General features: G+C 40.2%; 18 protein-coding genes and 2 pseudogenes. 4 read left to right on the top strand and 16 right to left on the bottom strand.

The genetic code is table 11. The annotated features are described in order from the left end of the window. From IQ259_RS27800 to IQ259_RS19810, 3 genes and pseudogenes are all read right to left on the bottom strand, one after another. Nucleotides 1-159 (bottom strand): annotated as a pseudogene (locus IQ259_RS27800) (PEP-CTERM sorting domain-containing protein); the annotation flags it as partial. A 79-nt stretch (nucleotides 160-238) separates the two neighbouring features. Then, complete coding sequence (locus IQ259_RS19815) at nucleotides 239-769, bottom strand: HMA2 domain-containing protein (RefSeq protein ID WP_193887715.1); 531 nt, start codon at nucleotides 767-769, stop codon at nucleotides 239-241. Nucleotides 770-923: 154 nt separating this feature from the next. Further along, nucleotides 924-2216, bottom strand: coding sequence for a glycosyltransferase family 4 protein (locus IQ259_RS19810; RefSeq protein WP_193887714.1), 1293 nt, complete (start codon nucleotides 2214-2216; stop codon nucleotides 924-926). Nucleotides 2217-2409: 193 nt separating this feature from the next. Between IQ259_RS19810 and IQ259_RS19805 the strand changes: the two genes are divergently transcribed. Beyond that, nucleotides 2410-2559 (top strand): hypothetical protein, encoded by a 150-nt coding sequence (locus tag IQ259_RS19805; RefSeq protein WP_193887713.1) that lies wholly within the window; start codon nucleotides 2410-2412, stop codon nucleotides 2557-2559. 214 nt (nucleotides 2560-2773) lie between these two features. Then, the gene (gene nadA / locus IQ259_RS19800) at nucleotides 2774-3748 is read left to right on the top strand and encodes a quinolinate synthase NadA (protein WP_193887712.1); all 975 of its coding nucleotides are present in this window, start codon (nucleotides 2774-2776) and stop codon (nucleotides 3746-3748) included. A gap of 591 nt (nucleotides 3749-4339) precedes the next feature. Here the strand turns inward: nadA and IQ259_RS19795 are convergent. From IQ259_RS19795 to IQ259_RS19770, 6 genes are all read right to left on the bottom strand, one after another. Next, nucleotides 4340-5239: a hypothetical protein gene (locus tag IQ259_RS19795; protein WP_193887730.1), complete on the bottom strand. Its 900-nt coding sequence runs from the start codon at nucleotides 5237-5239 to the stop codon at nucleotides 4340-4342. Between the two features lie 553 nt (nucleotides 5240-5792). Further along, a complete protein-coding gene (locus IQ259_RS19790; RefSeq protein WP_193887711.1) occupies nucleotides 5793-6179 on the bottom strand; it encodes a hypothetical protein in 387 nt (128 codons plus the stop codon). A gap of 600 nt (nucleotides 6180-6779) precedes the next feature. After that, on the bottom strand, nucleotides 6780-7301 hold the full coding sequence (locus tag IQ259_RS19785; RefSeq protein ID WP_193887710.1) for a hypothetical protein: 522 nt from the start codon (nucleotides 7299-7301) through the stop codon (nucleotides 6780-6782). 84 nt (nucleotides 7302-7385) lie between these two features. Then, the gene (locus IQ259_RS19780; protein ID WP_193887709.1) at nucleotides 7386-7826 is read right to left on the bottom strand and encodes a hypothetical protein; all 441 of its coding nucleotides are present in this window, start codon (nucleotides 7824-7826) and stop codon (nucleotides 7386-7388) included. A gap of 258 nt (nucleotides 7827-8084) precedes the next feature. Further along, entirely contained in the window at nucleotides 8085-8267 is a 183-nt protein-coding gene (locus tag IQ259_RS19775; RefSeq protein ID WP_193887708.1) for a CsbD family protein, read from the bottom strand. Between the two features lie 329 nt (nucleotides 8268-8596). Further along, nucleotides 8597-9058, bottom strand: coding sequence for a hypothetical protein (locus tag IQ259_RS19770; protein ID WP_193887707.1), 462 nt, complete (start codon nucleotides 9056-9058; stop codon nucleotides 8597-8599). A 251-nt stretch (nucleotides 9059-9309) separates the two neighbouring features. On the opposite strand from IQ259_RS19770, the gene uvrB reads away from it, so the two are divergent. Then, nucleotides 9310-11307, top strand: a complete 1998-nt coding sequence (gene uvrB / locus IQ259_RS19765; RefSeq protein ID WP_193887706.1) for an excinuclease ABC subunit UvrB — start codon at nucleotides 9310-9312, stop codon at nucleotides 11305-11307. A 19-nt stretch (nucleotides 11308-11326) separates the two neighbouring features. On the opposite strand, the gene IQ259_RS19760 is transcribed toward uvrB, so the two are convergent. The 4 genes from IQ259_RS19760 to IQ259_RS19745 form a co-directional block, all read right to left on the bottom strand. After that, nucleotides 11327-13597: a transglycosylase domain-containing protein gene (locus IQ259_RS19760; RefSeq protein ID WP_193887705.1), complete on the bottom strand. Its 2271-nt coding sequence runs from the start codon at nucleotides 13595-13597 to the stop codon at nucleotides 11327-11329. A gap of 201 nt (nucleotides 13598-13798) precedes the next feature. Next, complete coding sequence (locus IQ259_RS19755) at nucleotides 13799-14176, bottom strand: XisI protein (RefSeq protein ID WP_193887704.1); 378 nt, start codon at nucleotides 14174-14176, stop codon at nucleotides 13799-13801. Further along, nucleotides 14164-14580: a XisH family protein gene (locus IQ259_RS19750; protein WP_193887703.1), complete on the bottom strand. Its 417-nt coding sequence runs from the start codon at nucleotides 14578-14580 to the stop codon at nucleotides 14164-14166. Before IQ259_RS19750 ends, IQ259_RS19755 begins: the two co-directional genes overlap by 13 nt. A gap of 104 nt (nucleotides 14581-14684) precedes the next feature. Beyond that, nucleotides 14685-17039: a tetratricopeptide repeat protein gene (locus tag IQ259_RS19745; RefSeq protein WP_193887702.1), complete on the bottom strand. Its 2355-nt coding sequence runs from the start codon at nucleotides 17037-17039 to the stop codon at nucleotides 14685-14687. A 243-nt stretch (nucleotides 17040-17282) separates the two neighbouring features. Here IQ259_RS19745 and IQ259_RS19740 point away from each other — a divergent pair, with 243 nt between their 5' ends. Beyond that, nucleotides 17283-18455: a serine/threonine-protein kinase gene (locus IQ259_RS19740; protein ID WP_193887701.1), complete on the top strand. Its 1173-nt coding sequence runs from the start codon at nucleotides 17283-17285 to the stop codon at nucleotides 18453-18455. A 54-nt stretch (nucleotides 18456-18509) separates the two neighbouring features. On the opposite strand, the gene msrA is transcribed toward IQ259_RS19740, so the two are convergent. The 3 genes and pseudogenes from msrA to IQ259_RS19725 all read right to left on the bottom strand — a co-directional run. Beyond that, nucleotides 18510-19178: a peptide-methionine (S)-S-oxide reductase MsrA gene (msrA, locus tag IQ259_RS19735; RefSeq protein WP_193887700.1), complete on the bottom strand. Its 669-nt coding sequence runs from the start codon at nucleotides 19176-19178 to the stop codon at nucleotides 18510-18512. A 237-nt stretch (nucleotides 19179-19415) separates the two neighbouring features. Beyond that, nucleotides 19416-20687, bottom strand: a complete 1272-nt coding sequence (locus tag IQ259_RS19730) for a PEP-CTERM sorting domain-containing protein (protein ID WP_193887699.1) — start codon at nucleotides 20685-20687, stop codon at nucleotides 19416-19418. Between the two features lie 246 nt (nucleotides 20688-20933). Continuing rightward, nucleotides 20934-21432: pseudogene (locus tag IQ259_RS19725) on the bottom strand (recombinase family protein); the annotation flags it as partial.

The following is a 21432-nucleotide window of genomic DNA, read 5'->3' as shown; positions in this document are numbered from 1 at the left end:
TTAAAACAATTGCCGAAAAAGTCTCAAAACTTTCCGAGACTTTTTCGGTAAATTGAACGAATTGAGATTAACCCTGGTGTGTAGATGCAAATTTTTTTTTATGGCAATACCAAAGCCAGCCGCCGTCAAGCTACCAAGAATAGTCACAGGTTCGGGTACAGATTGTTAAAAAATCCAGCCTCAAATTTTTATGAAATCAAAGTCCTATAATCTGGCTGAGATTTGATCAGACAAACTTCTATTTATCAGTTGGTGATTTCTCATCGTCGCTAAGTTTAACCAGACTCTCCAAAGCATACCAAAGAAGGAGATACAAAGTGGTTGTCTTCCATCTTGCTAACGGTGGAAGTAGTCTTTTAAAAACGATCGCAACTAATATAAAGGGTATAATCACCCGCAAATCTACGCTCTCTTTTGTAATCTGTTTGACTTGCTGATTAAAGTTGAATATTGTTTGAGTTAACTTTGCAGGTTGGGATTTTTCACCTGGGATGTCAATAATGATTATGCCCCTAGTCTGTAACTTTTCCAGAATTTCTGTAATGCTGCTGCTTTCGGCAGTGGAGTATATTGTAATACTGCCTGTCTGATCATTGAGCTTAACCTGATCAACCTGAGGAAAAAAGACTTTCAGGGAATTAGCAATTAGCTCAAGTTCTGCTTGATCTTGGTGCTGATGGGAAATTCTGAGCCGTAGTCGCCCCGGAGTCAGACTCACAACCTGGAGATATATTGGTGTGGATAAATTTTCTAAAGGTAATTCCGGCATAAAACCTCAAGGTAATGTAGATTTAGTTGCCTGTTTAGCTTGTAAATTAACCCTCTGAAATTGACCAAAGCCAGGATAATCTAAGGAAACCACAGCCTAACTCAAGCGTTACCATCCATACTATTACCCCAGAGCGATCGCCAAATTTTTTAGTTTACCGAATATCAATAATTGATTCTTGAGAACTCAATTTTAGAACACGATCTATAGTTGATCTACGTTTGGCGATCGCATCCATCAATAATTCTTCATAGCAGGCGATCGCTTGTTCACAACTGTAATGCTCGACTGCAAACTGTCTACCTTTCTTGCCTAAATTCCTCCTTAGCTGTGGATGATGATACAACTTTAAGACTGCATCTGCTAGGGTATCTGGGGACTCTGGCTCGACAATCACACCTCCGCCACTTTCTCGAATTGCTTTAGCTGCTGTACCTGTTGCTGGTACTGAACCAATGATGGGGCGGCCACTAGCTAACAGCAGAGGTATTTTAGAAGGCATATTAAAGGAGATAACATTGCGCTTTTGAACAATTAACCCAACATCAGCAGCAGCTAACATTGACGGGAGTTGTTCTCGCGGCTGTAAGGGTAAGAGTAAAACATTATCTGCACCACAAGATAAACAATACTGCTGTAATCTAGCTAAAGCGATCGCTTCTCCAGCAATCACAAAGGTAATTTCTGGGATATGACGCAAATTAGCAGCAGCAGCCACTACTGTCTCTAAACCTTGAGTCAAGGCAATGTTGCCAGAATACATCACCACAAATTTTCCATCTAACCGATGAGCAATTTTCCAGGGATTATTCTCTTTTGGTAAAGGATGAATGAAATTGACATTTACCCAGTTGGGAATACAAACAATTTTTTGCGGAGATACACTTTTATTCACTAAATTTTCTAAAAAACCATCAGCAATTACGCTGATGGTTTGGGCATTGCGATAAGCAAATTTCTCTAAGAATTCACAAAATTTGATCATCCATTTATTTGTAATTAGCCCGACGCGCACTGCTGCTTCTGGCAAAATATCTTGCACATTCAAAACCACTGGGCAATTGTATAGTTTTCCTAATAAGGCAGCGGGCAATGTCACTAATAACGGTGGTATCGTTAGCAAAATTACATCTGGTCGTTTGCCTCTAATGGCTTGGGGCAGACTAGTTATGATAAAACTTAACTCTAGCAGTAATCTATCGATCAGATTGGGTTTGGACTTGATCCGCAAGTAACTGCGTTGAATAGTTACACCATTAATTCTTTCTGTAACGTACCACTTACCCAGATAGTCTTGGTAAATTTGCCGTTGTGGATAGTTGGGCATTCCTGTAATTACCCGCACTTCATGACCTTGTTTTGCTAGTCCTTCTGCCAGTTCGGTCATTAAAGGTGCTATTCCAATCGGTTCTGGATGATAGTTATAGGAATAAATCAGAATACGCATGATTTCTTGGGAAATTTTGTGAAGTCTGGCTGAAAGTACCGAGTTTATTTCTAGCTATTTAATGAGTTAAATTAATAGTCTCTAAATTTGTTTTTTCCAAAAATTCTGCTAAAAACCCATAAAAACATGAATATATATAGTCATATAGTCCGTAGTTTTAATTGCTTTGACAGAGGAAATTATATCAACTCAAATGACATTAAAACAGACTTATTTACACATTCAAAGGTTAATTTTTAGTAGTTTTTTGCGTAATCCAGCTTCACACAAAGGATTATTCGTGCAGATTTGGGAAATTACTCCTGCTCAACGCGAGTTTAGCATTGAGTTAATCGCAGATTAAAAATTACGTAAATTCCCCTTCTCTTTTGCTACTCCAACTCACAGAAGCCATAATCCGCTGTGGATTAAATCGTTCATACACTGGACTGGTGTAACAAAATTATAAGTCACACATCATGTACAGTCTTTAACTCAACCTGCCACTATTTTTGGTAAAAACTACTATAATTGAATCCACTGGACAAAACATTTGCAACCCAAACCAACCCCTAACTGTGTTTACAACTGCATTTGCACCAACAGACAAAACCCAACCGGGTGAACTACCACTAGATTTATTTACGGCTATTGACCAGCTTAAAAAAGAACTCAACGCGGTTATCTTGGCGCATTACTATCAAGAGCCAGACATTCAAGATATTGCAGACTTTATTGGTGATTCATTACAACTGGCGAAAGCAGCAGCACAGACGAATGCAGATGTCATTGTCTTTGCTGGTGTACACTTCATGGCAGAAACAGCAAAAATACTCAATCCTGATAAATTGGTACTTTTACCTGATTTAGCTGCCGGTTGTTCTTTAGCAGATAGTTGTCCACCAAAGGAATTTGCGGCTTTTAAAGTAGCGCATCCCAATCATTTGGTAGTTTCGTATATTAACTGCTCTGCCGAGATTAAGGCAATGAGCGATATTATCTGTACTAGTTCTAATGCTGTCAAAATTGTGCAGCAGATACCGAAAGACCAGCCGATTATTTTTGCCCCAGACCGGAATTTAGGGCGCTATGTGATGGAACAGACTGGGCGAGATTTGGTACTGTGGCAAGGTAGCTGCATTGTGCATGAAACCTTTTCCGAAAAGAAAATTGTCCAGTTAAAAATAGCACATCCCCAAGCAGAGGCGATCGCTCACCCAGAATGTGAAAGCAGCGTTTTACGCCACGCCAGCTATATCGGCTCGACAGCAGCTTTGCTCAAATATTGTCAAACCAGCCCGTCCCAAGAATTTATCGTGGCGACAGAGCCGGGAATCATTCATCAAATGCAAAAACTCGCTCCAGGTAAGCACTTTATTCCTGCGCCACCAGTCAACAACTGCAACTGTAATGAGTGTCCTTTTATGCGGCTAAATACGCTAGAAAAACTGTACTTGGCTATGAAAAACCGCACTCCCAAAATTACTATGTCCGAGGATATTCGCCTTGCTGCTTTGCGTCCAATGCAACGGATGTTAGAAATGAGTATTTAGTTATACCAATTCTGTATGAAGTTGCGCTTAATTAACGTGAGTTCGACGGAGATCAAAAACCCCTCTCCATAGCTTGCTTCTACCGTGAACCCGCAGGGTACCTCTCCCCTGCAAGGAGGAGCCACTGCGTTGCGCGGGTTTCCCGCGTTGTAGCAAGTGGCGTTAGAAGCTTTAAAACTCTTATTTTTCCGTTGGAAACTAGTAATATTTCTGCCCCTCTCCGCGTCGGAGAGGGGTTGGGGAGAGGTTCATCGAATTCACGTTTAATTAAGAAACTAACCGCAAAGTACGCAAAGTACACAAAGAGAGGAATAAGAGAGAGTTTGGCGCAGCTTTACAAAGAAATGGTATTAGTTGTCTATATGTTGTAGAGATGCGATCGCATCTCTATATTTTATTAGCTTTTATAACAGCAATGATGTTTAATTTTATTTTCTTAAATTTAAAATAAATTAATTAAAATTTTGATAAATTATGGTTTGGATTCAATTAACCCAAACCATATATAATCTCTAATTTTTTCGTTACAAAATGTTCCTAAGCTGTTACCTGAAATTGAAGAGACAGATAGAGTTAACATAATCGTTAAGATTAAGATTTACTTTTTTCCGCCTCTTTCTGCGCCGCTTCACTATATTTTCTATATAGTTCAGTGCGAATCAGAGCTTCTCGATAGCGAGTGTGATTTTGTGGTACTGCGGCCATTAAATCGGATGCTCGTTGCCATTTAGCAGCGAGGTCTAACCATTGAATTGAAGTTGTGGCTATTTTGCCATTTATAGTTGCTTGGTTGGCAATTCGCACAGCAGAACCAAACGGATCAGTTTCTTCAGTTACCTCGCCAAGATTATTTTTAGGGATTGGTTTACTTTCGTTGGCGTTGGCTGTAGTAACAGGTTTAGAGGTTTCTAATTGAACTAAAATTTTCAGCTTATCGCCTAACTGAGCATACACAACCCAACCCAACAACAACAAAAAGCCCAGACTGACTGCTGTTGGGATTCTTGTTTTAGGTAAATACTTGTATTTATCTCGTTTAATTAGTACGGAAGTGCGAGAAGATTGAGTTTTGAGCCGGGCTGACTGCGCTAATTGAGTTGTAGCTCCTGTGAAATCTTGAATTAGTTGCTTGACTACGTGTGGTTGGGCTAAGGTAATTTCTTGTGACCAGAGTAATTGATTGTCGCGATCGCTACAAATTTCTTTTAACCAAAGTAACTGTTGTTCCCGAACAATTCGACTATTAATATTGACCCGATGAATATTACGTGGTGCAATCAAATCCAGAATTTTCTGGATTTGTTCTACTAGGGTCGATTGCTCTAGTTGCTCAATCTTAGATGCTTCACAAAGGAGTTGTAAGACTCCATCAGCAAAAATAGCTCTGGTTCTTACACCAGAATGGGCTAACTGTTCGTTTAATAATTGAATAATCGCCGCAACGCTACCCTGGTGAGCTTGCCAACTGATATCGTTTATCCTGTCTACCATTTCTAGCATTTGAGTTTTCGTGATAGCTTTTTAACCCTGATTTATTACGGAACTGTGATACTTAGGCTTTTGTTCTACTGAACTTTAGCTTGTCTTCGATTTTATGAGTAAAAAGATGAGTTGCCAAATAAAATCTTTAAAATTCAGCCCCTTCCTGCTTTTGGCAAGAAAACTCTATCAGTATGAGTCAGTGTACCCTTATTTTGAGTAACTGATTAATTATGCTGTTATGAACATCACTTTTGTAGTATAAAGTTCTGTATGTCTAAATAGTATCAGGGTCAATACCTAGCAAGGTCTAGTAACAGACTACTACTCTTCTCTACAAAAGGCCATGCAAAAGCAAAAGTCAAAAGACATACTACTTATACCGCAAGCTTTTTAGCCATTTCAAATAGTCTGCTTATTTCTGCCGACCTGTATTAGTCATAATTAGCCATTTTTCTGGAAGCGATGGCGTAATACTATTATGTTAGCGAGTCTGGCGATCGCACTCAAAATCTCACAAAACTACCTTAGCTTTCATCTGTGAGTGGGAAAATCAGCTACACAACTAATCCTTCATCCGAAAAAATTGTTTTTCTTTATCTTTTTTTGGAGAAAATTCAGAACAGTTTTTGGCTTCATCAGTCATTACAATAGAAGGCTGCACTGCACATTTCAGATAATGATTGTTACAATAAAAGCGACAGTTTTTACAAGGAACTTGATGTGAGTTCTTGACATTAAAAACCATCTTATTTTCTATAAAACTATGAATTTTCCGCAATAACAGAAAAAAAATCATCCAACTAAAAAGAAGACTAATAGGACTTAAATACAATGTCCAACTGGGAAGATTTAAGCCTTGAGGTTGCACTTTTTCGTGCTGCACTTCACTACGGCTTAAATAATAATTATTGACTTCTAATGCTTTTTCTATTTCTGTTTTAACAAACATAATATTACTTACCTTTAATTATATGTATTTGTGCCAATTTGATGTTTGTTTAACGACAATTCTGAAAACGCAGCTTTTAGCAAGTGCATAGATAAAATTTATTAAACATATTGTTGTTGTGTTCTTTGTTTTCTATCTCCACCAATAAGTTTAATTTTGTCCAACTACTTACCCAAATAGTCTTAAAAGAAATAATGTATAGTCAATTACAGTTATCTAAATTACAACACTTATCTAAATTACATGAGCTTGAGTCTACATGAATATTTTATTAGATAAGTTGTAATCCTAGGTATTCTTTTTAAGATTATAATTATATATTTAGCAAAAGAAAATTCATTGTATCTCTGTCGAGAGTTTTGATTATAGTTGATGGGTATATATCTAAAGAAATAGTCTGTTCGTTTAGTTTAGAAAAAATAAAATTATGTTAAAAATATAAACTGTTTTAAATTTTAGATTGACAGTATAAATAGTTTATAAAATGGAGATTTTGCAATGCAACGTCTCTACAAAATTATTCTATCTGAACTGTATTGATCTTTAACCATAAAAAAAGGTGGGTAAATCCCACCCTCAGGTCTTAACTCTTGATAAAACTTATCTACGGCTACCCAACCACTTAGCGGCTGCAATACCCATGATCGCAGCTACTACAGGGTTACTGAGAAACTTGATAATACCTGGTTGCTCTGCTAGTACTTCGCGGAAAATGTCTGGGTGGTTATGATAAGCAAAAGATGCAAGTTTGCTCACATCATCAGCACTCATTCGGTTGGGGTTGTGAGTAGAAAGACCTAGCTGTTTTTCTAAGTGGCGATCATCCAAACCTCTTCCTTTCAAGTGTTTGAAAAAAGCGCGAGCGACATCATCTCGTTCATTAGGTTTAATCTGAGCGATCGCCTTTTGTAATTCTGGCTCCATTTGGCTGGCGGGAATTCGTTCTGGATGAACAGATCGACCAAATAATTGGCGACGCTGATCTGTGGTTGTCCGTTGAGCAAAATCGTCAAAATTATCGTATTGAACAGTTGAATCAGTTGTGGCATCATCTAATGATTCAACATTACCCTCAGCTAAGTCTTGCATAATTTGCCGTCTGTATTCTTCACTGCTTGGCATTTTATTTAGCTCCTTATTCACGTCAAATTGAGCAATTATCTAATTTCAAATTGAATTTCATCAACCTGATATAGCTACACAAAATTAGCTATACTTCACTTGATTAGTTTGAACATCGTATTGAGTCGTTAAAATTAACTTTTTACCAGGGTCGTAAACCAGAACAGTTAAATCTTGATTGGGGAAGTTTTTCCGAAAACCTTGAACTAAAGATTTTGCTAAAGGTCGAACTTCATTCGGACGAACTTCACGGGAAATTACAACACCTAATTTGTTGTTATCTCTCACATACGCATCTTGAATTAACCCGTTGGATGTTTGCACTACCCAGTTACCAAAATTTTGACCCCCAGGAGTATTACCTCTCTCTAATTCGGTGTAAGTTACATCTCGACCAATTACAGATGGGGTTGTTGTGCGGTCAGCTTGAGTAACTGTACCACCACCACAAGCGGTAGTTATGGTTAGCACCATAATTAAGATACCAGCGATCGCAATTTTACGAATCTGCTGTAGCAGCATCATTATTTTCACTCCCAAAATGAAACCTTTTAATACAAATTACTTGTAATTCTTAGCTAGTTAAATGAATATATCTTGTCTTCTAGTTAACAATTAATTATTTTTCTAGCTAAGTAGAGCAGAAATGTAGAGACGCGATACTTCCCGTCTCTACAGTCCAAATTTTTGCTATCTGTCAGCTTCGCTTAATCAGAAAGAGGAGTAGGAATATATTAATTATTCAGATTCTATCTCTTTAATGATTCCCAAACCCAATTAATTCTAGTCAAGCTTTCTCTTGACTGAATCTTTGACATCTTCAATGCCTTGACGTACTTCACTTTCAGCTTGTTTGGCTTTACCTTCAGTTTTATCTTCTGGGTCTCCAGTCACATTACCCATTGCTTCTTGAGCTTTACCTTCAATATTTTTTGCAGTAGCTTTTGCGCGATCTTCTATGCTCATGATAGTCTCCTAATTTTATATAAATTAAGTTTCAAAGCTGTTCATTAACTTTGAAATTCTTGTGCTTACTCTCACAAGTTAACTTAATATTTTTGCTCTAGCCTTCCACCACAGGATATATTAGTTGTCTCTGTAAAAAGAGAGATATTCCCTTAATAAGAACAAACTAATCAGCTTTTTTCAAGGTTTTAAATGAAGTTAAATTTATAATTATTCAAATCAAAATTTTGAATCAGAAATAAAAGATTTAAATTCTAATGATATAATTAAAAAACCCGGGTTCTTAAAGAAATCGGGTTTATAAAAATATTGAGGATGATTTTTTTGGTCTAGTCAATAAAACCCATAAGAATTTCAGAATCATCAATAATATTTGATGCTACTGGGCGATTACCCATTACAGAATAGCTGCTAGAAATTACCAATCCACTTGAAGCAATTGGACGCATACCAGAGAGGTTAATACTGTCAAAAACTTGAATAGTGTTGGCTCCAATGGGACGAATACCCATCACGTCGATTGTCCCTACTATTTCTAAATTACTAGCTGAGATGGGACGCAAGCCAGCAATCGAGACTGTTTCAGCAACTTGCAAATCACTACCAGCAATAGGACGTACTCCAGCAACGGCAAGTGTTCCAGGCTTCTCAGATTTATCAGTATCTTGAGCAATTTTATCTTTATTCACAGCTTGACCTTGATTATTTTCAACTTCCACCGTTGTTTCCCCTTTTAGCTTCGCACTTCGTTGACGAGGACTGACTGCTTTGCCAGTGCTACTAATACTCATAAACTAAGACCTCTGAGTTTATTAACTGAACTTTACAATATTTAAGGAAGAATGAAATTTTTTCCTATTTATCAAAGTTTACCCTTAAAAAACCTTGTATAAGTATAATTATCTTTAAAACATACATATAAGTAAATTAAAAGTCTCAATATTTGTAAAGTAATATTGCGGTATATTCATTTACTTCCCCAAACTCAACAGGTAAATTGCGGTATCGTTACCATGAGATAGGGTATTACTAGCAGAACTGTATGACAGAATTTTGTCTTCAAGCTCCCTTTACACCTACAGGCGATCAACCACAAGCGATCGCACAACTTGTTTCCAGTATCCAATCGGGTAATCGTTACCAAACCTTACTGGGAGCTACAGGAACCGGCAAAACCTTTACAGTAGCAGCAGTAATTGAAAAAATTGGTAAACCAACCTTAGTTTTGGCACATAACAAAACCTTAGCTGCACAACTTTGTAATGAATTACGTGAGTTCTTCCCAAAGAATGCAGTTGAGTATTTTGTCAGCTACTACGATTATTATCAACCAGAAGCGTATATTCCGGTAACAGATACTTATATTGAAAAGACGGCTTCCATTAATGACGAAATTGATATGTTGCGTCACTCAGCAACGCGATCGCTTTTTGAACGTCGTGATGTCATAGTCGTTGCTTCTATCAGCTGTATCTACGGTTTGGGAATTCCCGCCGAATACTTAAAAGCAGCCATACCATTACAAATTGGGATGGAAGTGAATCAACGCGAAATTTTGCGCGATTTAGCATCTGTACAGTACAGCCGCAACGATATAGAAATGGGTCGAGGACGTTTTCGTGTCCGGGGTGATGTTTTAGAAATTGGCCCAGCCTACGAAGATAGAATTATTCGGGTCGAATTCTTTGGCGATGAAATTGACGCGATTCGCTATATTGACCCTGTAACAGGTGAAATTATTAATAGTTTAGATGCTGTCAATATCTACCCAGCGCGTCACTTTGTCACCCCAGAAGAACGGTTGGAAGTAGCTTGTGAAGATATTGCATTTGAATTAAAACAGCGAAAATTAGAATTAGAAACAGCCGGTAAATTATTAGAAGCACAACGGATAGATCAACGCGCACGCTACGACTTAGAAATGTTGCGTGAGGTTGGTTATTGCAACGGCGTAGAAAATTATTCTCGCCACTTAGCAGGAAGACAAGCAGGAGAACCACCAGAATGTTTAATTGATTATTTCCCTAAAGATTGGCTGTTAGTTATCGATGAATCTCACGTTACAGTACCGCAAATTCGCGGCATGTACAACGGCGACCAAGCTAGGAAAAAAGTTTTAATTGAACATGGATTTCGGCTTCCCAGTGCGGCAGATAATCGTCCTTTAAAATCAGATGAGTTTTGGCAAAAAGTCAACCAGTGTATTTTTGTTTCAGCTACACCTGGAGATTGGGAATTAGAAGTATCTGAACCTCACATAGTTGAGCAAGTGATTCGTCCCACTGGCGTAATTGATCCAGAAATTTCTGTGCGTCCTACTGAAGGACAAATTGATGATTTACTAGGAGAAATTAAAGACAGAGTTGACCGTCATGAAAGAACGCTAATTACGACATTAACTAAGCGCATGGCGGAAGATTTGACTGAATATTTGCAAGACCATAGCATTCGCGTGCGATATTTGCATTCAGAGATTAATTCGATTCAGCGTATCGAAATTATCCAAGATTTACGTGATGAAAAATTTGATGTATTAGTTGGGGTGAACTTGCTGCGGGAAGGCTTAGATTTACCAGAAGTTTCCTTAGTTGCAATTTTAGATGCAGATAAAGAAGGTTTCTTACGAGCCGAACGTTCTTTAATTCAAACTATTGGTAGAGCCGCTCGTCACATCCGTGGACAAGCGATTTTATATGCTGATAATTTAACAGGCAGCATGATTAGAGCCATTGAAGAAACAGACAGAAGACGTGGTATTCAAATGGCACATAACCGAATACATGGAATTACACCACAGCCAATTGTCAAAAAATCCAGTAACGCAATTTTGTCGTTTTTGGACGTATCTCGCAGGTTAAATGCTACAGAGTTAAAAGCTGTAGATGAACATATCGATGAATTACCTTTAGAGGAAATTCCCCAATTAATAGGCAAGCTAGAAGCACAGATGAAAGATGCTGCAAAACAACTAGAATTTGAAGAAGCAGCAAAATTGCGCGATCGCATCAAACATCTGCGAGACAAATTACTAGGTCACTAAAACAACTAATAGTTACCGCTTACCTAGCAATTCTACTCATATACTTCCCCCACAGTTGAGCCGCTTGGGCGCTGCTACCAGAAGTGGGGGAATTATTATCATTTCCTAGCCAGACACCAGTCACTAATCGGCGGCGGGGAATAAAACCAATAAACCATAGGTCAACGTTTTTATCAGTAGTCCCTGTTTTACCAGCTTCTCCCATGCCAATAGCTGCACTACGACCAGTACCTCTAGTGACCACTCCTTGCATCAAGGTAGTCATTTCATTAGCTACCTCTGTGGTTAAAACTCGCTTGTTAGCCTCACGGTTTTGGTCAAAGGAATAGATAACACGGCAGGTTTTTAAATCATTGCGATCCTTGCAATCACCACTGTCTAGAATTCGGTTAATAGCATGGGGTGGATTCCACATACCCTGATTACCAATAGCACCAAAAGCCCCTGTCATTTCTAAAACATTGACTACGCTTTGACCTAATACCAAGCCAGGAACCGGATCAAGCTGTGACTTTACCCCTAAATTTTGAGCCATTGTGACAACTTTATTCAAGCCTAATTCACGAGCAACTCTCAGGGCGACTGGGTTTTCAGAAAGGGCTAAACCAGTGGCAATATCCATATTCACATCTGCACCAGAACGGCAGGGTTTATAGGTAAAGCCTTGCCAAGGTAAAGGGGCGCAAGAATAAGATTTGTACGGTGAAAATCCCTGTTGCAGAGCTGCGGCGTAAGCAAAGATTTTAAAGGTAGAACCTGGTTGCCTTTTGGCTTGGAAAGCACGATTGAACTGGCTTTTGCGATAATCAGTACCGCCTACCATTGCTAGAATACTACCAGTTTTAGAGTCTAAGGTAACGATCGCCCCTTGGGAAAAACGAAAGGTTGAGCCAGAAGTGCTAACCGAATTTCGTAATGATGCTTCAGCTTGGGCTTGAATGGATTGATCTAGCTGGGTTTCAATGATGTAATTCCCTTCTCTAGCTGCACCTTCCCCCAATATTGATTCCAGTTCTTGAAAAACATAACTGTAAAAATATGGCGCAATGGTTTTGGCTTGCTGTTCGCAGACTTTGGGGCTGATTTGAACTGTAGAACGTCTCCCGCGGTTGGCATCTTCTTGTGAAATTTTGCCCATTTCCAACATTCGCTTAATGACACGATTGCGATAATCTGCGGCTTCTAGTTTATTTGGGCCGTCGCCACAAAAATCGAAAGCATTGGGAGCAGGCAAAATCCCTACTAATGTTGCTGCCTCTGCGAGAGTTAATTCTTTGGCTGACTTCTCAAAGTAATACTTAGCCGCATCTTCAAAACCTGAAGTATCTCCCCCCAAAAATACGCGATTTAAGTACATCAGCAAAATTTCATCTTTGCTGTAAAAAGTTTCTAGCTTGAGAGCTACAATTGCCTCACGCAATTTTCGCCCAAGGGAGTCTTGAGAACCAACATATTCGCGGAATAAACTGCGAGCGACTTGTTGAGTAACAGTACTCGCTCCTTGCTGTAAATCTCCACTCCGAGTATTAATCAGTACAGCACGCAAAATCCCCAAGGGGTCTACACCAACGTGCCAATAGTAACGACTATCTTCTGAAGCAACTACAGCGTTAGCCAAATAAGGGCCAAACTCTTGCAACTGCTTCATGTCTACGTGGGAAGTTGTGCGTGGTTCACGTAGAGGGGTTGAGCCATCACGGGCGTAAACAATGACTGGGGCGCGAGTAGCTGTTGGTAAAGGTCTGACGGAAAACTTCAGCGATTCAACACCAATCACCAATGCTAACAGAGCAGTAGCACCGCCCACACCATAACCTGCCCAGGTTGCAGCTTTAACATACCATGCTGGTGGATCGACATATTGCAGTCTAACTGATGCAGCCAGTTCTGGCGGCCCTAAAGTAATAATGTCGCCATCTCGCAATTCTAAAGAAGAGAGCCGCCGTTTTCCACGATAAATGCCGTTGGTCGAGTTTTCATCTCTAATCACGAAAACAGGTTTGCTTTGAGTGGAATCTCGTGACAATGAGAGATGAATTTGGCTGACCACTGGGTTGCGAACGACTATATCGGAAGATTTAGAACTTCGTCCTAGGATATAGCGATCGCCCAATAATGGATAGACCTCCGCCTTATCCGCCCCTGCATCCTGTACCCAAAGTTCTGGTACCTTGGCGTTTGGCTTGAGCGCCAGCTTGGAAAAATCAACCCTAGCTTGAATTGTATTTACTGCTTGAGTCAGTTGACCAAGTAACGTTTGTGGCTTGTGAGGCGGTTGGGGAGAACTCATCGGCTATTTACATCACAATTATTTTGCAGTGAAAATCGGCAAATGACGATTTCCTGACAGGTCTTTCACCATTTTACTCATAAGCCACAGCAGAAATTGGGACAATTCCGCATCATTGCGCTTTTAGCCAAACTTGTAAATCAGCAAAAATAGAGAGCATTGCTGATTTATTGAGAATGACTCTTGTAGGGTAAGACAGCTTTACACAATAGCAAATTCAGTAAATGCGCGTTTACTGGGATGTTGGAAGCCTAAAATAATATCAGTTTTAGGGATACCTGCTGCTAATAGATCATCAACAATCCCTAAATCAGTGTTATCTTCTTCTACCCAGATTTTACCGTTTTGGATTTGGAGATATAAAACAATATATTGTACTCGTTTTTTCCCATCCCAACCACAACGCAACCACAAATATTGATCGCGTTCTGCATCTAAAATTAGGCGATCTGTTATATTAGGAGAAGTGCGATCGCTAATTGTAGAGTCTGTAGTCTTAGCAGATTGAGAATTGGTTAAGTTGTAGTATTTCTTAATAATTTCTTGGATAATATTGCGATAGTCGGTTAATGTATCCATTGCACGATTTCCTCCTGTTGAATATCTACAATAATTAATTGCAAATTGTTTTGCCTGGCAATGAGTTGGATTGATGGACGCTGGAAAAAGTTGAAATAAACAATATCATCGATTGCTAAATACAAATTATATTCAGGTGCGCTGACTTGAATGAGGTTGCGATAGACGATGTACTGTCCCAAAGCGTTGTGAAAGTCGTACATCTGAGATTTACCCACAAAGCTTTTAATTTCTACAACAATTTTCTGCCCTTGGCGTTCTGCTGCGATTGGTTTTTCTGCTGCTAAGTCAGCATACAGTTCAGCGTCTTCATATTTTATGATGTAGGGGTCAGCAATGATCATCCACCCGTCTTTAATCAAAGCATTTTTAACAGCATCGTGATAGAGGTCTTTAGCAGGCATAAGTAAGATTATATTTTAAGATTGCAGGGCGATGTATTAAATCAGTCAACAGTGACGGACAACTGATAACTGTTAACTGTTAACTGATAACTGTTAATTACGAATTACTTGTGCCATTCTCGCAGACAAATAGCCAAATTTTCACGAATAGTAATTGTGTTGGGATGATTCACTCCTAAACTGCGTTCTGCAATTTGCAAAGCCTGCTGGTAAAGGGCTTCCGCTTCGCTGTACCTGCCTTGGGATTCGTAGAGGAATGCCAAATTATTGTAACTGGTGGCGACATCAGGATGTTGTTCTCCCAGCAGTTGTTTTCTCAGTTGCAAAGCCTTTTGGTACAGAGGCTCGGCTTCGCTGTACCTGCCTTGAGAATTGTAGAGTAAAGCCAAATTATTGTAACTGGTGGCGACATCAGGATGTTGTTCTCCCAGCAGTTGTTGCTTTAGTTGCAAAGCCTTTTGGTACAGAGGCTCGGCTTCGCTGTACCTGCCTTGGGATTTGTAGAGTCCTGCCAAATTATCGTAACTGGTGGCGACAAGGGGATGTTGTTCTCCCAGCAGTTGTTGGCTTAGTTGCAAAGCCTTTTGGTACAGAGGCTCGGCTTCGCTGTACCTGCCTTGAGAATCGTAGAGTAAAGCCAAACTACCGTAACTGATGGCGACAGATGGATGTTGTTCTCCCAGCAGTTGTTGGCTTAGTTGCAAAGCCTTTTGGTACAGAGGCTCGGCTTCGCTGTACCTGCCTTGAGAATCGTAGAGTAAAGCCAAACTACCGTAACTGATGGCGACAGATGGATGTTGTTCTCCCAGCAGTTGTTGGCTTAGTTGCAAAGCCTTTTGGTACAGAGGCTCGGCTTCGCTGTACCTGCCTTGAGAATCGTAGAGTAAAGCCAAATTATTGTAACTGGTAGCGACATCAGGATGTTGTTCTCCCAGTAGTTGTTGATAAAGTTGCAAAGCTTGCTGGTACAGTGGCTCCGCTTCGCTGTACCTGCCTTGGGATTCGTAGAGTGCTGCCAAATTGTTGTAACTGGTGGCGACATCAGGATGTTGTTCTCCCAAGCGTTCTTTTGCCACTGATACACATTGCTCTCGCCAAGGTAAAGCTTGGGCGTAAGCTCCTTGACCTCCATAAAATCTACTCAAGCCCACAAACGGCCAAGTTAAATCTTTATCAGTTAACCAAGTCTGATAAACAGTGGCAACTTCCGCAAGGTGGGGAATCACAGGAGTAAATGCAGTAATATCTTGCAATATAGGTGTGTCAGGAATTGCTTGCGCCACTTTTACCAGCGCCGCACAGTAATTATATTTTTGCTCATCAGCAACGGCTAAGTTATTTTGCTTATCTCTCAAAAATTCTTGAATCAGTTGATGTAACCGATAACTATCTTCACCTTGAATTAAGTGCAAATTTTCTAATTCAAATTTTGCATTTTTCAAAATTTCCGCATCTTGTTTTTTTGCTGCATTTTCTACCAAATCCCAAGCAATCGGAGCCAACGCAAATAAACTAAATAAACAACCTAACTCTTGAGCAGGTTCACTTAACTCTTGCCAACTCAACTCAAACGCAGCCGCAACACCGCGTTTAATATCTCGTGTCCAAGTCGGGTCATTTTCCTTCACAATCAACGAAGGATGAGCTAATCCTTTTTCTTCTAACCGTCGCAACATCTCCGCTAAACTTATCTTGCGCTTTTTCACATACCTTCCTACCAATTGCAACGCTAAAGGCAAATAACCTAAACGCTGACAAAGTTCTGTTGCTGTTGCTAATTCTGGCGTTACCTTTTCTTCCCCAATTAATTGATTGAGCAATAACAGCGCATCGCTTTCTTGTAAAACTTCCAAAAACAAAGAACCAGCTAAATCTAACTTGAGTCGTGTGGTAATGATTACTTTAAACTGAGATGGTTGTGGCGGTAGATAAGCTTTTATCTCACCGTAATTCTTCACATCATCCAAAACTATGAGGGTGTTTCCTTCTCGCCAATGTCGCCAACACCAACGCACTCGCTCCGGTAACTCCAAATCATCTGGCGGTTGCAAGCCTAAATCTACTCTCGCAAATTGTAATATTTGCAGCGCCACATCTTTATCTCTGGCTCGTAGCCAACAAATCCCGCCAGAGTAATTTTGTAATTGTAAATGCAGCAGCGAATACTGTATCGCTAATTCTGTTTTACCCACTCCTCCCATACCTTCCACCGCCGCAATTACTACTTCATGATTACGCTGCAACTGTTGATGCAGGCGTTCTAACTCTTGGGCGCGTCCGATAAATTTCTCTGTGTTGCTGCTTGGTATGTTTTGCGGAAATCCTGTCGGTTTGGGAAGATGATTTAAGTTAATAACAAGATTATAAATTTGCTTAATATCTCCGACTGTAATATTGCCTTTAGCCCGGACATTCTTTAATATTTCTTGTACAACGCGAGGCTCTGGATTTGTAGTCATAGTTTTGATTCAATATTAGATTGAGATCCCCCTAAATCCCCCTTTGGGGCGGGTGTAGGACATTAGTTCCAAAGAGTAAAAGCCCCTAACTTAAGTTAGGGCTTTTCTATACATCCTGATACGCTTACTCTTTACACCCATTAACTTAATTTTTGGTAAACATCTACCCCCAAATTTTCTGTGTAATGTCTATCCTGGAATAGTAGGGGAATCACCTTAGCGTAAACTGCCATCAGGTGTCAGATGCTGCAAATAGAACAGATATTACACCACCGTTATCAAATTCAACGGCAACTTGGGAATAATGGCATTCGCCAAACTTGGCTTGCTAAAGATTTACAAGCTGCTGATGGGGAAGAATTACTAGTTGTGGTCAAACTCTTGGCCTTTGGCGGAACTGTACAGTGGGATGACCTGAAGTTGTTTGAGAGAGAAGCACAAGTTCTTAAACAGCTAAAGCATCCCCGCATTCCCCAATACATTGATTATTTTTGTGTTGACGACCGCACACTGTGGTTTGGCTTAGTTCAAGCATATATTCCTGGTGAATCGCTAAAAGAAAAACTAGCAGTTGGTAAACGATGCACAGAAAAACAAGCTAGGAAAATCGCTACTGATGTTTTAAAGATTCTGATATATCTGCATGAGTTGAATCCTGGTGTGTTGCACCGAGATATCAAGCCGAGTAATTTAATTTGGGGTGAAGATAATCAGATTTATTTAGTCGATTTCGGTGCAGTTCAAGATAAAGCGGCTAAAGAAGGTGTGACTTTTACTGTTGTTGGGACTTATGGTTATGCACCAATGGAACAATTTGGTGGTAGGGCTGTTCCTGCATCTGACCTCTATGCGTTGGGTGCATCTTTAATTCATTTATTAACTGGTATTCCTCCTGGTGATTTACCTCAACAAGATTTGCGGCTGCAATTTATTGACAGAGTTAATGTGAGTCCCAGTTTTGGGCGATGGTTGCAAAAGTTGACTGAACCTGCGCCAGAGCAACGCTTTAGTAATGCCCGCCAAGCACTTGATACTTTAAAATCGGGTCTTGCTGTCAAACCTATAAGCAATAAGATAATTAATAATAATTCTGGTTGTGGAATAAATTCTACAGAACCCATACCAGAGGAAGTTTTGGGGTGGAATTGGGGTGCTTTTTTAATGCCTTGGTTTTGGTTGTGGACTAATCAGGTATGGTGTGGCTTATTCTGTTTTGTACCACAAATTGGTTGGTGTATGGCGATCGCTATGGGTGCAAAAGGCAATGAATGGGCTTGGAGAAGTAGACAATGGCGCAGTATCGAACATTTTAAGGCACATCAGCGAGGTTGGGCGATCGCGGGGATTCTCATTGGCGCACCCATTAGTATGATTTTGTGGCTCAAAGCATTTATGGCTCTGAAATCAATATTGTAAAGGAAACGGGGCAGGGAGCAGGGGTAAATGCTCGCTCCCTTACGCCTCTGCTTCTTAGTTCACCTGGGACTCAAATACACCCACAGGACAAGCAACGTTTGTCCCGCCTAACCCACAATAGCCATTAGGATTTTTGGCTAAGTACTGCTGATGATAAACCTCAGCGTAGTAGAATTCCGGCGCATCTAAAATTTCTGTGGTAATCTCGCCATGACGCGCGTTAGTTAGCGCTTGCTGATAAGCATCGCGGGATGCTTCGGCTTGCTGTTTTTGGCTTGCAGAATAGACGTAAATCCCAGAACGGTATTGTGTACCAGTGTCGTTACCTTGGCGCATACCTTGGGTGGGATTATGGCTTTCCCAAAAAACTTTCAGTAGTTGGGCGTAACTAATAACTTGAGGATCAAATACAACTAACACAACTTCATTGTGACCAGTCATGCCAGTACACACTTCTTCATAGGTAGGGTTGGGTGTAATCCCGGCCGCGTAACCTACAGCAGTAGTATAAACTCCGGGAAGTTGCCAGAATTTACGTTCTGCACCCCAAAAACAACCCAAACCAAACACAACCTTCTCCATACCTTCAGGAAAAGGTGGTTTCAGGGGATTATTATTTACATAATGATGAGCAGGTACGGGCATTTCCTTAGCTCGTCCCGGCAAAGCTTCTTCAGGGGTAGGAAGAGCCAGCTTTTTTTTACCAAATCCAAATAGTACCATTGTGTCTAACTCTAGGGTTTGATATACATCTTTACTGTAGTGAATATTTTAACGATTCTGGCGATCGCTACGGATATTCAGCAAAAGCCTGCGATCGCATTTTCACTCAAAACTGATACTGTTCGCTAATAGCTATCCCGCTTCTGGCAGAACAAAAAGATTCCCGACTTCTCAAAGAAGTCGGGAATCTGAGCCGCTCAATTTTCACAAATCAAATAGGATTGCTATGTTACCTATTTATGCAGCTTTATTCTTAGACTGCGATCGCATTTTATGTAACTTATGGCCAAATCCCAAGGCTACAAAAGAACCCAGGATAGTAGTTGGTTCTGGTACTGGTGTAGGTGTGGTATTTTGACTGATTGGGATTTGACGAAGTTGTACTTGACCAGCATTGGTAAAAGTTAACCCTGTAACAAATGCAGTGATGTCATTAGGATCAAGTCCAGCACTGGGTTCAATACCCAAAATACGGAATCTATCTACACCACCAGGCGCAAAATCAAAGGCAAAACCACCTGTAATATCTATGCCAGAATCAACAAAATCATTTGCTATTGTATCGAAGTTATACAAATCGTAGAGGTCATCACCAATACCAGTTGGTAGAATTACAGAGGTAATGTTTGGACCTAAATCAACAATGTAGTCGTAACCAATAGCTACTGGAGGATCGATAAACACTGGCTGAGTCGGATCAGCAATGTTAAAGTCGAAGTTAAAAGCATCATCTATTACTACTGGTAGTAAAGGATTTGCTGGAGTTGCTCCCGGTAGTTCACCGTTACGGACAGCAAAAGACCAAAGGCCTGGAACAGGATTAGGAAGATTACTGGTGTTTTGCAAGTTAAGAACATCAGCAGTTCTGGAACCAGGGAGGGTTAAGAAGTTAAGATTATCACCTGCATCAAAGCCTGCTTGGGCTGGGGTTCCACCCAAACCGTTCACACCACCACTAGCATCTCCTGTAGTCCATTCTAAGTTGTTATAACGAAATTCAATGTCAAAGTTTCCTACACCTGTGTCGTTACGATTGCGGAGAACTGTCTGAAAAGTGTTGGTTCTATCGCTATTGGAAGAGAAGTAACCAACGTTGTTCCAGGTGACAACAACTGTATCTAAGTTGGGCGAAGCAACATAAACTTCACCGCATGTTAAACATCGAGTATCAACATCCGACCAGTATGGTGCGATGATCGGTTGGTTGGCAATGGGAAAAGGATCGGGTGTAAATTGACTTAATGGATCTCTGAAGGTGAGGTTCCCGTTGTTGTTAACGTAGAAGTTATTAAAAGTGTTGCCGAAAAAGTTGATTTGAAATGGTAGGTTGAGTTCATTTGATGACCCATCATCATTTCTGGGAAGAGCTAACGCCCCAAAACCCGCATCACCACCAAATCCATTTAGCAAAAGCCCTGCTGCTTGAGCATTACTAGTTGTACCTATAATTACAAATGCTGCACTCAAGGCAGTCATCGATAGCTTACTCAAAACTTTGGAGATGGTCATCAGTATTATTTCCTAAATTATTTCCTAAACTAACGTGATTTTACTGAGTCATTACGCCTGCCTACTATCTGCCGTCTCTGTCACAGAATTGCAGATTGATATCTAAGGGTTTGGGAATATCAAAAAACTGAAACTCAGTCAAAGTTTAATATTCTACTCAAAAAGGTAAAAGGTTTTATGTAAATTTCTTATAAAATATTCAGTATTTGTACGTAAATCTTCCGTAAAGTTTCGTAGTTTGGGTATTCAAGTTACAGTGGGTTCAAACGCAACGGAGATACAAGTATGTACTAAAGGTAACAATGGCCCTAGTTGTTCTTGTCCGTTGACGGCTAAATCGCTGTGACATAAATAAACTTTCTCAGACACACGAGAGAGCAAATCTAGTAAAATTCGGCGTAGTCTTTCTTGTTCGGTGATTTTTTCGTCTTCTGCTGTCCAAGGTTTTCCTAGTCTGTCTCGCAAAAATAACGGCGCACCAAATAAAGTAGCTGCACCACCTTTTGCCCACAATGGTGAACCAGCATCTAACCAAAAATGCCAACGATGCGATCGCCGACTCGAACGATATTGGAAAATGGTGGCTAAGGTGACGGCTTTTTTAGATATGCCAATGGAACGCAACGGGTAAGGATTGGCGGTAATCGTACCACGCCGCAGTAGTTGAATAAATTCAGCTAGGGGAGTGCTGAGTGCTGAGTGCTGAGTAGAAGATTCTATTCCTTCTGCCCCCTGCCTCCTGCCC

It is taken from the genome of Fortiea sp. LEGE XX443, assembly GCF_015206815.1.
Lineage (GTDB): Bacteria > Cyanobacteriota > Cyanobacteriia > Cyanobacteriales > Nostocaceae > Nostoc_B.
Note: the sequence above shows the minus strand (reverse complement) of the source record. Positions and strands in the feature narration are given on the sequence as shown.